Below are 12,659 nucleotides of genomic sequence, written 5' to 3'. Positions count from 1 at the left end.
AAGGCCGCTTCCCGCAGCCCCGGGGTGTCCGTCGGCGGTGGCCAGTATGGTGGGGCGCGCCGCCGAGCCGCCCGCAGCAGTAGCTATCCAGTAAGAAACGGGCGGCGAAGCCAACCGGGAGAACCTGCTTTGAGTCGTGAAACTGACAGTTCGTCCTCCGGCCCCCAGGGGCGCGGTGGAGCCGCGTACCCCTCTGGGACACCGCCGTACGGATCGCGCCAGTATCCGTCGCTGCATCCGCAGGACGCCCCCGACGAGGCCGGGGAAGCGGCGCCCGAGCAGCAGCCGGAAGAGAAGAAGACCGAGACGACGCTGACGACGCGTATCCGGATCAACATCCCGGGTTCGCGGCCGATCCCGCCGGTCGTGATGCGTACGCCGATGAGCGACATGGACGCGGGGCCGGCCACCGGTGCGTCCAGGGCGTCCGGGACCGGAACGGTCCCCGGGGCCGCTTCGGCGTCCGGCGGGTCCGCCGCGGACCGGGAGGGCGAGCGTACGGGCAGTACGCCCCGCCCGGGAGCGCCTGAGGGGGCCCCGTCGGCACCGGCGGCCGAGGAGAAGCCCCCTGCCAGCGACTGGTTCGCGCCGCGCAAGCCGGCGTCGGCGACGCCCGGGCAGGGTGCGGGTGCGGGTGCGCCCGGTGGTGCGCCCGCCGCCGGCGTGCCGGGGCCGGGCGGCGGCCAGGGTGGTCCGGGCGGCCCCGGTGCCGGTGGTCCGCGCTCGGGGCTGGCGGCTCTCGCAGAGCAGGCGGGTTCCCCCGGTGCGCCCTCGGGCCCCGCGGGCCGAGGTCCTGGCGGGCCCGGTCCCGGCGCGCCCGGTCCCGGCGGTCGTGGCCCCGGCGACGGCTTCGCGCCGCCGCCCGGGCACACCACGCCGCCGCCCGGCGCACCGGACCGCAACGGCGGTCCCGCAGGCCCGACCGCCGGTCCGGCCCTCGGCGACATGCCTCTCGGCCGGCGTACGGGCGTCCCCGTACCGGGCATCGGCGCGCCCGTGCCCCGGATGTCCGACGACACCGCCGTGCTCACCCCGCAGAGGCCGGTGCCCGAAGGCGGTGTAGGCCGCGGGCATGTCTCCGGTGACACGCTGACCAGCGGCATGCCGGTGGTCCCGGGTGGGCACCGCTCGCCGTTTCCGCCGCTCGGCGGACCGGACACCGGTCCCGGCACCGGCCCCAACCCGATCCTGTCCCAGCAGCCCGGTCCGCCGGCCGGCGACGGGGACTTCTCCGTACCGGAGTTCCCGGCCGGTCCCGGCGGCGGCCCCGCGGCCCCCGGTACCGCGGACCGCCCCGCCGCCCGGCCGAAGCCGACACCGCCCCCGGCCAAGAAGGGCCGCTCCAAGCTGGTACTGGCCGGAGCGGGCGTGGTCGGTCTGCTCGGCATCGCGTACGGGGCGGGCCTGCTGCTCAACCACTCCGACGTGCCCAAGAGCACCACGGTCCTCGGTGTCGACATCGGCGGTGGCACGAAGGAAGAGGCGGTCGACAAGCTCGAGGCCGCGTTCGGCGAGCAGTCCAAGGCCCCGCTGCAGCTCTCCGTCGACGGTGAGAAGGCGGAACTCCTGCCGGACAAGGCCGGTCTGTCCCTGGACAGCCAGGCCACCGTCCGCGGCGCCGCCGGCAGCGACTACAACCCGGTCTCCGTCATCGGCTCCCTCTTCGGCGGCGAGCGCGTCGCGCCACCGGTGATCCTCGTCGACGAGGAGAAGCTGAGCGTCGCCCTCGCCGATCTGGCGGGCACCGCAGGGTCGTCCACCGACGGCACGATCAGGTTCGAGCCGGACAAGGCCGTCGCCGTCCCCGGCAAGCCGGGCAAGTCGGTGGACGTCGGCCGCTCGATGATCTCGGTCAAGGACGCGTACCGCACCCAGGTGCAGACCGGTCGGCCGAGCCTGGTCGAACTACCCATGGCCACCCGTGGGCCGACCATCAGCCAGGCCGAGATCGACCGGGCGATGAGGGAGTTCGCGGAGCCCGCGATGTCCGGGCTGATCACGATCAAGGCGGGCGAGAAGTCGATCCAGTTCGGCCCGGCGAGGTCACTGCCGCAGATTCTGTCGATGAAGGCGATCGACGGCAGACTGGTCGAGGTCTACGACAAGAAAGCCATCGAAACCCTGCTCGAGGGCGTCTTCGACGGCATCATGATCACCAAGGCCGACGGCAAGCTGCACGAGGTCTCCGCCGACGACGTGGCCCAGGCGATGGGCCCGGCGCTGCGCGGCAAGACCCCGGCGGAGCGCACGGCGGTCATCGACCTGAACCCGAGCTGAGCCGCTCGCTCCCGATGGAGCCCTCCTGCCCCCGGGCAGGGGGGCTCCGTTCGCGTGCGCGTTCCGGTCGACCGGTCGCGGAACGACGCATTCGGCGCCCGGCGGCTCGTCCGGGTATGCCGGACGTCCGTGGTCCCACCATCGCGCCCTGGGGACGCGTTGCGGCACCGCACGTCCGTGGCACTGGTCGGATCCGTCGCGAGGGACTACGAGCACGCAGCGCGGTGAGCGCACTCCCTCCGGCGCAAGTCCGGCCGCAGCGGCGACAGCGGCGACGGTGGCAGCGGCCACAGCGCCGGCGGCGGCTGCGTCGAGGTCGGCGCCGCCCGCCCCTGGGCCGTCCCGGTTCGCGACAGCAAGCGCCGCGCCGCCCCGTCGGTGACGTTCTCCCCCGCCGCCTGGGCCTCTGGCCGCCCCCGGCTGTGCGGACCGGCGACCTCGACCGGGGATGCCGGCCGAGTGGGCGCCATCCCTGGGGGTGCCGTCCGAGGGGGCGCGCACCGGAGGGCGCGTCCCCTCAATCCGCTCCGGGCTCTCTGCCGAGCAGACGCGCCAGGCCCGCGTGGTCGGAGCCGACCTTGCGGTAGATGTCGGACAGGAGACGGGTGACGATCGGGGCCTGGGCGCCGAGTTCCTCCGCTATGCGGGCGTGCGACCAGCCGTGGGCGGCCCATTCGGCCACCTTGCGTTCCTGAGCGGTGAGCGACTCCTCGGCCGCGGTGCTGAGCCGGAGCGGCCACAGGCCGGTCGCGTCCAGCTCCTCGCGGGCCCGGGCGGCGAGCGCGTCCGCGCCGCACTGTGCGGCGCCCTCCAGACCGCGGTGCAGCTGCTCGCCGGCCTGTTGCCGGAGCCCGGCGCGGCGCAGGGCGACGCCGTGGTCCACCAGGGCGGAGGCCAGGTCGTAGCCGGCGGGGGAGCGCTCCAGATGCTCGACGGCCTCGGCCAGGAGGCGGAGGCGTTCCGTCCCCTCGGTCACCGCCGCCTTGGCGTGGAGCGCCTGGCCGATGGCCGACTGGGTGCCGAACCGGCGGGCGAGTTCGACCCCTTCCGTGGCCAGCTCGCGAGCCCGTTCAGGGTCGTCCGTGGCCCGGGCGAGGTGCAGCCGCCACGGACACCAGGCGGGGTTGCGCATGCCGCGCGGTTCGAGGCGGCGGCCGACCTGTACGAGCTGCTGCTCCGCCTCGCGGCGCCTGCCGAGGGCGAGCAGCAGCTCGCTGTGGACGGTCTGGGAGTCGGGATACACCACGGCGCTGGGCACGACGTTGCCGTAGCCGTACTTCGCGGACAGCGCCCGGGCGTCCTGGGTGCGGCCGCGGGCCAGCAGGATCTCGATGAGGATGCCGATCGCGAAGTACTGCGCGGGCACCTGGTGTCCGACCCGGTCCGCGACCCTCAGTCCGGCGCGCACCAGGGTCTCCGCCTCTTCGAGACGGCCGCGGCGATGGCGGATGTAGCCGAGGAGCGTGAAACCGAACGACAGATGCGCACCGCGCCAGCCATTGCTCTCGCACTCGGCGATGCCCTTGGTGAAGAGCTCCTCCGCCCGCCCCGGCTGGTCGCAGTACATGAAGGTGAGCGCGACGACGACCGGGACCTCGAACCCCCATTCGTCGTCGGTCCAGGAGAGACCGTCTCCGAGCGCCTCCTCCGCGTAGTGCAGCGCCGTGGCGGCGGGCTCGCCGCGCACCATGGCGTCCCAGGCGCGCAGCCCCAGGATGTACCGCTCCGCGAGGCCGCGGCCCTTGAGGTGTTCGGCGAGCCGGGCCAGCCTCCGTGAACGGGCCGGCGAGTCCTGTTCGTCCGCACGGAAGGCGTTCCACATGAACTGCTCCGCCTGCATGCGCAGCCGGGTTCTGGCGTCGGTCGCGCCCCGCGCCGCCTCTGCGACGGTCTCCGCGGCCTCGGCCATCCGGTCCGAGTGGCCGAGGGCCTGCGCCAGCCGGTAGACGATCGCCTCACGCAGCGCGGGGTCGAGGACGGGCTCGTCCAGGGCGGCCCGCAGGTGGTTGACCGTGGTCGCCGGTTCGGTCAGCAGCGCGGAGCAGCCCAGTTCGAAGAGGACGTCCGCCCGTTCGTCCAGGGCCGGAGGCTCGCGGAGCGCTCGGGTGAGGCAGCGCCGGGCGGCTTCGGGGGCGCCTGACCTCAGGTACTCGCGTGCCGCCTTGCGGAGCTCCCGTACGGCCCAGGGGTCGCTCTCGGGGTGCATCTCCAGCAGGTGCCGGGCCGTCGTGGTGACGCCCAGACCGGCGCCGGAGACGATGGCCGCGGCCTGGCCGTGCATGGCGACACGGAACGCGGCGGGTATGGCCCGGTAGACGGCGGTGGCGACCAGCGGGTGGAAGAACTCCAGCCGGTCGTCGTCGGGGGCGTCGGGTGACGGAAGGGCGAGGATACGTGCCTCCCGCAGGCGGGTCACGGCCTGGGCCGACTCGGCCTCGCCCAGGCCGCCGACGCTCGCCGCGAGGCTGCGGGACGCCTCGGAGCCGAGCACGGCGGCGCTCCAGGCGAAGCGGACGGCGGACGTGCCGAGCCGCTCCAGTCGGTCGACGAGTCCGCTGCCCTTCACCGCGGAGGCGAGTTCCCGCAGTTCGGCGATGTGGGCCGACTGCGGCTTGAGTCCGCGGTCGGCGACCTTGGCGGCGAGTTCGACGGTCTCGAAGGGGTTGCCGCCGGTGACCGCCCAGGTTTCGCGGCAGAAGCCGTCGTCCGCCTCCTCGCCCAGGGTGTCCCGCACGAGGCGGCCCACCGCGCCGGGCGTGAGGGGCGCGAGGTCGAAGGGGTGTGAGCCGTGGCGTTCGGCGAGGCCCGCGAACGGGGCGGCGTCGACGGGCAGTTCATCGGGCCGGTACGCCACGACGAGCAGCATCGGCAGTTCGATGACCCTCGGTGCGAAGCCGGTCAGCCAGGCCAGGGACTCGGCGTCGGCCCAGTGGGCGTCGTCGAGCATGACCACCAGCGGCGCCTGCTGCACGGCGATGCGGGTGGCGAACCAGTCGAGGCCGTCCCGTACGCCCTGCGGGTCGGGGACGCCGTTGCCGGATCCGGCGATCAGACCCATCGCGGGGGCGACGATGTCGTACCAACTGCCCAGCAGGGCCCGGTGCTCCGCGTCGGTGGCCGTCGCCAGGAACGGTTGGACGAGCTGGCGTACGACATGGAAGGCGACGCCCTGTTCCTGCTCTCCGCCGCGGGCGTAGAGAACCTTGCAGCCGCGGGCGACCGCCCTGCGGCGGACTTCGGTGAGCAGGGTGGTCTTGCCGAGCCCCGCCGGTCCGGCGAAGGCCAGCAGCCCGCCGCCGGGCGCGGCCGATCCCGCGGGCGCTGTCCCGAGATCGGTCAGCAGCGCGTCCACCGCCGCGAGTTCGGTGTCGCGTTCCAGGAGCCGGCGCTGTCGCTCCGGCCCGTCTCCGATGTGGGCCACCGTCTGATCCTTCGGCATGAGGTGTCGTGGGTCGTGGGTCGTGAGTGGGGACGAGTCCTGAATACCGCGAAGCGTATGCCCAAGGACACGGAACGTAACCCTATGGGGAGTTTTCGGCCATGGAAGAGCAACCTTCTGCTAGAAGAGCCACAGTAGGTGGTGCGTACATCCGAACGAGCGCTGTTTCACGCCACTTCCCATCTGCCGGGCATCTTCGCTCGCGCGGCGGAAAGGGACCTGGCCTCATACGCCTGCGAGCGGCGTCGGACCTGTGCCACTGTCCGGTACGACGTGCCGCGACACCCAGGGGGCAGGTATGACGGACATGATGAACTCCGGCCACAGGCAAGCGCCTTCGGACCCTACCCGGCGCGCGGCGGCAGTCAGGATTCCGTTCCCGGCTCGCCTCAGCCCGCACGCGGAGCGCGCGCGGCGACACACGCTCCAGTGGCTGCAGAAGACGGACCTGCTGGCCGGGGACGCCTCCGTCGAGGAGTACGACGCGCTGCGGCTCGAGCGGCTGATGGCCTATTTCTATCCCGACGCCACGGCAAGCGACCTCGAACTCGCGGCCGACTTCAACGCCTGGTTCTTCATCTTCGACGACCAGTTCGACGGTCGGCTGGGAACGCGGCCGGAGGCGATCGAGCGCCTGGTGGACACCCTGGGGCGGACCATGACGATCGGCGGTACGCATGAGGGGGAAGAAGCACGCGAGGCACACTGGGCGCGCGAGGCGGAAGAGGCTCGCGGGGGACACGGTACCGAAGCGCCCCACGCGGTCTCCAGCCAGCCGCTCGTCCTCGGGTTCCGGGACATCTGGTACCGCGCCACCGCCGGAACACCGAGGAACTGGCAGCGCCGCTTCCGCGAGCACTGGCAGGCGTACATGGCCGCTCACCAGGGCGAAGCGGCCAATCGGAATGCCGACCGCCTGCCCACACCGGAGCAGTTCCTCGAACTGCGGCGGCACTCCATAGGCGTGCAGCCGTGCCTCGACTTCACCGAACGGTGCGGCGGCTACGCACTGCCGGACGACCTCCACGGCTCCTTCCCGCTGCGGGAGATGCGAGAGATCACCGGCGATGTGGTGATCTTCGTCAACGACATCGTCTCGCTGGTGAAGGAACTCGCGGCAGGGGACGTGAACAACAGCGTCGTCGTCCTGAGCGAGCAACGGGGCTGCGCCCTGGACGAGGCCGTCGAGCACATCGCCGAGCGCGCAAACGCCCGCACGGCCCGCTTCAACGAACTCGCCGCCGCCCTCCCCCGGCTGTTGGACGACATGCGCGTCCCGGCGGAGGTGCGGGGGCACATCGGCCACTACGTGGAGGGCATGGGCCATCTGATGGCGGGAAACCTCGCCTGGTCGCTCGCCACCTCCCGCTACGACGAACGGGGTGTCGCCGCGGTGAGTGGCGGGCGGCAGCGGCCCTGGGCGCATCTCGCCGCGGTCGGGAAGGGCGCCGGAGATGGGAGAAGCGCCGGAGAAGAGAGGGGCGCCGGAGAAGACCTGGCGGCGAACGCCTGAAGGGCGCTCAGTTCAGGCGGGCCCGGGCCGCACGGGCGTGGCCCCTGATCGTTTCCGCCGCCGTCGGCTCGACCGCGTCCACGACCTCCGCGTACGCGTCCATCTCCGCCGCGCCCGTCAGGAAGTCGCCGCGCTGTACGAGCAGCTGGGCCCGCTCGAATCGGAGGCGGGCCGGATGGGAGGGGAGGAGGAGCAGGAGGTCGAGCGCCCAGAGGGCTACCGCGGAGTGCTCGGGGCGCAGGGCCGCCCAGGCGCGGACGTTGTTGAGGATGCGCGACACCACGGCGAGCGGATCGGCGGGCTTCAGCATCGACGGCGTCAGAGCGGTGCCCGTGGTACCCGTCACGAGCAGTTCGGCGTCCGTGCCGGACAGGATGCGGCCCGCCGCGAACGGGTCGGCCAGCACCTGCTCCTCCGGGGCGCCGAAGCCGACGACGAAGTGGCCGGGCAGGGCCACTCCGTACACGTGCCCGCCCGCGCGGCGGGCGACCTCCGTCCAGACCACGGAAAGCAGGATCGGCAGGCCGCGGCGGCGGCGCAGGACCTGGTGGAGGAGCGAGGACTCCAGGTGCTGGTAGTCGCCCGGTGTGCCGTGGAAGCCTTCGCGGCCGCCGAGCAGATCGGCCAGGGCCGCCGCCCAGGCGTGCGGGCCCCGCAGCCCGTACGGGATCGAGCCGGCCAGGCGGTCCAGCTCGATCTGGGCCGCGTCCATCCCCTTCTCGTCCAGCGACGGGTCCCCCTCCGCGCCGATGAGCAGGCAGAGCAGGGCCAGGTCGGGGCGCTCGGAGCGGGCCTCCTCGGCGAAGCGGGAACGCCGGTCGTTCTCATCCATGACTGACTCGTACCCCCGGGCCTACGGAGCCCGATAGTGGTGGTAGTGATGGTGCACCGAGAATCCCATGCCGGCGTAGAGGGCACGTCCGCCGGCGTTGTCGGACTCCACCTGGAGCCAGGCCGCCGCCGCGCCCTCGTCAAGGGCCCGGCGGGCCAGGGCGGCCATGACCGCGGACGCGAGTCCCTGACGCCGCTGCTCCGGGTCCACCTCCACCGCCATGAAGCCGGCCCAGCGTCCGTCGATCACACAGCGCCCGATCGCGGCCGGTGCGCCCTCGGCGCCCGGTAGGGAGGCGAACCACACCGAGGGGCCGCTGTTCAGGACCTTGAGTACATGTGGTCCCGGCACACCGAACCGCTGGTAGCGCCGTAGCCATGCCTCGTCGACGGAGCGGGAGAGCGCGACGCGCGAGACGTCGGCGTCCAGGTCTCCCACCGCCGCCAACCCTCCGACCTGCACCTGCGCGGAGACCTCGCGCTCCCAGCCGCGTGCCTCCAGCCCGGTGCAGAGCTCCTCCTGCGTCCCCGCCGCGCCCGTCGCCGTCTGGACGTACGCCGGCAGACCGCGGGCCGTGTACCAGTCGCGCACCCGCGCCAGCGCGTCGTCCAGCGGAAGGCCGGGCCCGCCGAGCGGCAGTACGGAGTTGGCGCGCCGGGTGAATCCTGCGGCGGCCCGCAGCTCCCAGTCGCCCAGCCGCTCGCTCTCCACCGGCTGCCATGCACGCGCCGTGACCCCGGCGAGTTCCCGGAAGTCCGCCGCGGGGACACCCCTGCGCCGCGCGGGCGCGGCCGGTACGACTTTCCCGGCGACGAGGGAGGATTCCGGGATGTGGACGCTCTCGCCGGTCCGGCGTGTGATCACCAGCACATCATCGGTCCAGGATGCGAGAACGCCGACCGTGTCGGTGAACTTCGCGCCGGGCGCTCCATCCTCGCCCAAGCGTCGTACCGAGACGCGTTTACCCACGTCAGCAGGTGTGATGCGGATTTCGAGCCGTCCGCCCGCAGTGAATTCCACAGCTCTGTGAGCCCCTCCTGTTCGGATCGTTACCGAGAACGGAGATACTAGGGGCGGGCATCGACGACGCCGCGCTCCCGCGCAAGCCAGCCCTTACCGAGGAGGAACGACAGCGTGACCTACGTCATCGCGCAGCCTTGTGTCGACGTCAAGGACAAGGCGTGCATCGAGGAGTGCCCCGTCGACTGCATCTACGAGGGCTCCCGGTCCTTGTACATCCACCCGGACGAATGCGTCGACTGTGGTGCTTGTGAGCCGGTCTGCCCGGTCGAGGCCATCTTCTACGAGGACGACACCCCGGAGGAGTGGAAGGACTACTACAAGGCGAACGTCGAGTTCTTCGACGAGCTCGGTTCGCCCGGTGGTGCCTCCAAGCTCGGCCTGATCGAGCGCGACCACCCCTTCATCGCCGCCCTGCCGCCGCAGAACGGCTGATCCGATCCGCATGCCCCCGGTCCCGTACGGCTCGTCGTCCGTACGGGACCGAGGCGTTTGACGCCCCCGCACGTGACCCGAAAGTGAGCGCCGCCGTGCCCGCAGTCTCCTCGCGACTCCCCGTCTTCCCCTGGGACAGGCTCGAGCCCTACAAGGCCACGGCCGCCGCACACCCCGACGGCATCGTGGACCTCTCGGTGGGCACCCCGGTCGACCCCGTTCCCGAGGTGATCCGGAAGGCGCTGACGGAGGCCGCCGACTCGCCGGGCTACCCGACGGTCTGGGGCACGGCGGAGCTGCGCGACGCGCTCGCCTCGTGGGTCGAGCGCCGGCTGGGCGCGGTGGGCGTGCTGCACACCAACGTCCTGCCCGTCGTCGGTTCCAAGGAGCTGGTGGCCTGGCTGCCGACCCAGCTCGGTCTCGGCACGGGCGACCGGATCGCCTACCCCCGCCTCGCCTACCCGACGTACGAGGTGGGTGCACGGCTGTGCGGGGCGACCCCGGTGGTCTACGACGACCCGACCGAGATCGACCCGGCAGGGCTGAAGCTGCTCTGGCTCAACTCGCCGTCCAACCCGACCGGCCGGGTGCTGCCCAAGGACGAGCTGAAGCGGATCGTCGCCTGGGCGCGCGAGCACGGCGTGCTGGTCTTCAGCGACGAGTGCTACCTGGAGCTGGGCTGGGAGGCGGAGCCGGTCTCGGTGCTCCACCCGGACGTGTGCGGTGGCTCCTACGCCGGCGTGGTGGCCGTCCACTCGCTCTCCAAGCGGTCCAATCTGGCCGGCTACCGCGCCGCGTTCATCGCGGGCGACCCCGACGTGCTGGGCGAGCTGCTGAAGATTCGCAAGCACGGCGGCATGATGACGCCCGCCCCGGTGCAGGCGGCCACCGTCGTCGCGCTCGGCGACGACGCGCACGTCACCGAGCAGCGCGCCAGGTACGCGGCCCGCCGCACGGCCCTGCGCACGGCGCTCGAGGCGCACGGCTTCCGGATCGAGCACAGCGAGGCCGGCCTCTACCTGTGGGCCACCCGCGACGAGCCCTGCTGGGACACGGTCGCCCATCTGGCCGCCCAGGGCATCCTGGTGGCGCCCGGCGACTTCTACGGGGAGGCGGGGGAGCGCTTCGTCCGGGTGGCGTTCACGGCGACGGACGAGCGCGTCGAGGCCGCCGTGAAGCGCCTCGGCCGCGCGGACGCCTGAGCCCGCCGTGCAGCCGCCCGGCCCCGGCCGGGCGGCGCGGCGACGGGCCCGAGGACCAGCCGCCCGCGGGTAGGGCACGGGAACGGCACGCGGGCGGGCATGGGAACGGCCCGCGGGCGGGCCCCGGGAGTTCCGCCCCCGGGGCCCGCCCGCGTGCGTGGCGCCGTGGTGTCAGCCGCCCAGCGGCAGGCCGCCGAGAGAGCTGGTGGGCAGGCCGCCGCCCGTCAGCGAGCCGGTCGGCAGGCCGCCCTTGGTCGCGCCGCCGACCAGGTCGCCCGCCGGTCCGGAGGTGCCACCGGTGGCCTTCTCGGCGAGCGGCGCCGTCGCCTTGGCCGCCTTGCCGACGGTCTTGGCCGCCCCGGGGGCCGCCTTGCCGACGGTCTTGGTCGCCCCGGGGGCCGCCTTGTCCGCCGTCTTTCCACCGACCTGGCCGGCCACCTTGGTGGTCTCCTTGGAGACGCCGTCGACCGTGCCGTCGACGTTGTCCGCGTCGAGGGCGGAGAGGCTGCCGACCGGAGCCTGGGGAAGTTCCATGGCGCCTGCGGAGCCGGCCGCACCGACCACGGGGGCTGCTCCCGCCGCGACGAGCAGCGCGGCACGGGCGATCCGGCGGGTCAGGGGGAGGGACATGATGCTCCTTGAGACGAGAGGACGTTCGGAATGGTGCGTGTCCGGCGTGCGGACGTCCTGACAACCGGGCGGAGGCGGGGGGAAGTTGCGGTGGATCAAGGTAAAGAATTGGTAACGCGTCGCATTATCGGTCTCGGATAAAAACGGGCAAACGCAGCAATGCGTGGTCGGCTGGCGAACCGTCACTTCCCGCTGCTGCCAAGGGAATTCGAGGCGCTGGAGGGGGCGTCTCACGGGGGCCGGACGGGGCCGCGCCGGACGGGAGCGGAGTGACTCGTTCGAGGGGGCTGTCGGGCTAGCGTGCGATGCGGATCCGGACCTCGTCAGGACCGTCCTCGGTGCTGTCGGCCGTACGCCAGCCGTCCGCCGACTCCCGGGCGCTCCACACCCGGCCGCCGTAGGAGACCTCCTCGATACGCAGCTCGTCCGCCCGCGCGACCGCCCAGTGCGCGAGCTCCCAGCCGCGCTTGCCGCCTTCGCCGCCGGGCCCGCCACCTGTGCCCTCGGGCCCCCGGCCGCCGCCGACCGCATCGGCCGCGTCCTCCGCGCCCTTGGGGGCCTGCGCCGGGAGGACCAACTGCCGCGCACTCGCGTCACCCGCTCGCCCGCGCTCGTCCCCGTCCTTCGGCAGCACCCCGGGTCCGAACGCCAGGGTCAGCTCCGTCCGCACCCGCGCCGGGTCGCCCGGTCCGCCGCCTTCCTTGGTCTCGCAGCTCAGGGTCGCGGAGGCCCGCCCGGTGAGAGCCGCGGCCAGCAGTGCCGCGTCCGGCTCGTGCTTGGCGTACGCCTGGGGGAAACCGCTGCGCTGGACGCGCTGCGCGGCGACGGTCAGCGGCAGCCGTGAATAGCCCGGTACCTCGGCGAGATGCTCGTAGAACTTCCGCGACGAGTAGACGGGGTCGAGGATCTGCTCCGGGGTGCCCCACCCCTGGGACGGGCGCTGCTGGAAGAGACCGAGGGAGTCCCGGTCGCCATGGCGGATGTTGCGCAGCGCCGACTCCTGGAGCGCCGTCGCCAGCGCGATCGTGACCGCCCGCTCCGGCATCCCGCGGGTGGTGCCGACCGCGGCGATCGTCGCGGCGTTCCCCGCCATCTCGGAGGACAGTTCGTACGACGGTCCGTCGCCCTCGGCCGTGCGCACGACACAACGCAGATTCCCGCCCCCGGTGACGTACTGCACCGCGACGTAGCCGATGAGGGCCAGCAGCACGAGGAACGCGGCCGCGAAGCGCAAGGAGCGGCCGCGCCGGACGGGAGAGGCGGTCTCGGACACCCGCCCACCGTACTGGAGCCCCCGAGCGGCTCCAGGGG

The 12,659-nt window shown here is 73.1% G+C and carries 9 protein-coding genes and 1 pseudogene; 5 read left to right on the top strand and 5 right to left on the bottom strand.

All coding sequences use genetic code 11. From position 1 onward, the window contains the following. Nucleotides 1–129: 129 nt before the first annotated feature. Together AB0903_RS22655 and AB0903_RS22650 are read left to right on the top strand one after the other, a co-directional pair. Nucleotides 130–2,277 (top strand): hypothetical protein, encoded by a 2,148-nt coding sequence (locus AB0903_RS22655; protein ID WP_366705478.1) that lies wholly within the window; start codon nt 130–132, stop codon nt 2,275–2,277. A gap of 294 nt (nt 2,278–2,571) precedes the next feature. Next, nucleotides 2,572–2,886, top strand: a pseudogene (locus AB0903_RS22650) (DUF397 domain-containing protein); the annotation flags it as partial. On the opposite strand, the gene AB0903_RS22645 reads toward AB0903_RS22650, so the two are convergent. Next, entirely contained in the window at nt 2,795–5,698 is a 2,904-nt protein-coding gene (locus AB0903_RS22645) for an AAA family ATPase (RefSeq protein ID WP_366705476.1), read from the bottom strand. The pseudogene AB0903_RS22650 and the gene AB0903_RS22645 sit on opposite strands and share 92 nt — an antisense overlap. A gap of 316 nt (nt 5,699–6,014) precedes the next feature. Here AB0903_RS22645 and AB0903_RS22640 point away from each other — a divergent pair, with 316 nt between their 5' ends. Then, nucleotides 6,015–7,229: an isoafricanol synthase gene (locus AB0903_RS22640; RefSeq protein WP_366705474.1), complete on the top strand. Its 1,215-nt coding sequence runs from the start codon at nt 6,015–6,017 to the stop codon at nt 7,227–7,229. A gap of 7 nt (nt 7,230–7,236) precedes the next feature. On the opposite strand, the gene AB0903_RS22635 is transcribed toward AB0903_RS22640, so the two are convergent. Beyond that, nucleotides 7,237–8,061: a transglutaminase-like domain-containing protein gene (locus tag AB0903_RS22635; RefSeq protein ID WP_366705472.1), complete on the bottom strand. Its 825-nt coding sequence runs from the start codon at nt 8,059–8,061 to the stop codon at nt 7,237–7,239. Nucleotides 8,062–8,082: 21 nt separating this feature from the next. Beyond that, nucleotides 8,083–9,081 (bottom strand): GNAT family N-acetyltransferase, encoded by a 999-nt coding sequence (locus tag AB0903_RS22630; RefSeq protein ID WP_366705470.1) that lies wholly within the window; start codon nt 9,079–9,081, stop codon nt 8,083–8,085. A gap of 114 nt (nt 9,082–9,195) precedes the next feature. Here AB0903_RS22630 and fdxA point away from each other — a divergent pair, with 114 nt between their 5' ends. Further along, nucleotides 9,196–9,516, top strand: a complete 321-nt coding sequence (gene fdxA / locus AB0903_RS22625) for a ferredoxin (protein ID WP_003985062.1) — start codon at nt 9,196–9,198, stop codon at nt 9,514–9,516. Nucleotides 9,517–9,611: 95 nt separating this feature from the next. Continuing rightward, a complete protein-coding gene (gene dapC, locus AB0903_RS22620) occupies nt 9,612–10,718 on the top strand; it encodes a succinyldiaminopimelate transaminase (RefSeq protein ID WP_366705468.1) in 1,107 nt (368 codons plus the stop codon). Between the two features lie 171 nt (nt 10,719–10,889). Here the strand turns inward: dapC and AB0903_RS22615 are convergent, their stop codons facing one another. Both AB0903_RS22615 and AB0903_RS22610 read right to left on the bottom strand, forming a co-directional pair. Beyond that, entirely contained in the window at nt 10,890–11,348 is a 459-nt protein-coding gene (locus tag AB0903_RS22615; RefSeq protein ID WP_366705467.1) for an ATP-binding protein, read from the bottom strand. Nucleotides 11,349–11,643: 295 nt separating this feature from the next. Continuing rightward, on the bottom strand, nt 11,644–12,621 hold the full coding sequence (locus AB0903_RS22610) for a hypothetical protein (protein WP_366705465.1): 978 nt from the start codon (nt 12,619–12,621) through the stop codon (nt 11,644–11,646). Between the last annotated feature and the right edge of the window lie 38 nt (nt 12,622–12,659).

The sequence above is a fragment of the Streptomyces sp. NPDC048389 genome (assembly GCF_040706335.1).
Classification (GTDB): Bacteria; Actinomycetota; Actinomycetes; order Streptomycetales; family Streptomycetaceae; genus Streptomyces.
The sequence above is the reverse complement of the archived record's forward strand: the minus strand, read 5'-3'. Positions and strand labels throughout refer to the sequence as shown.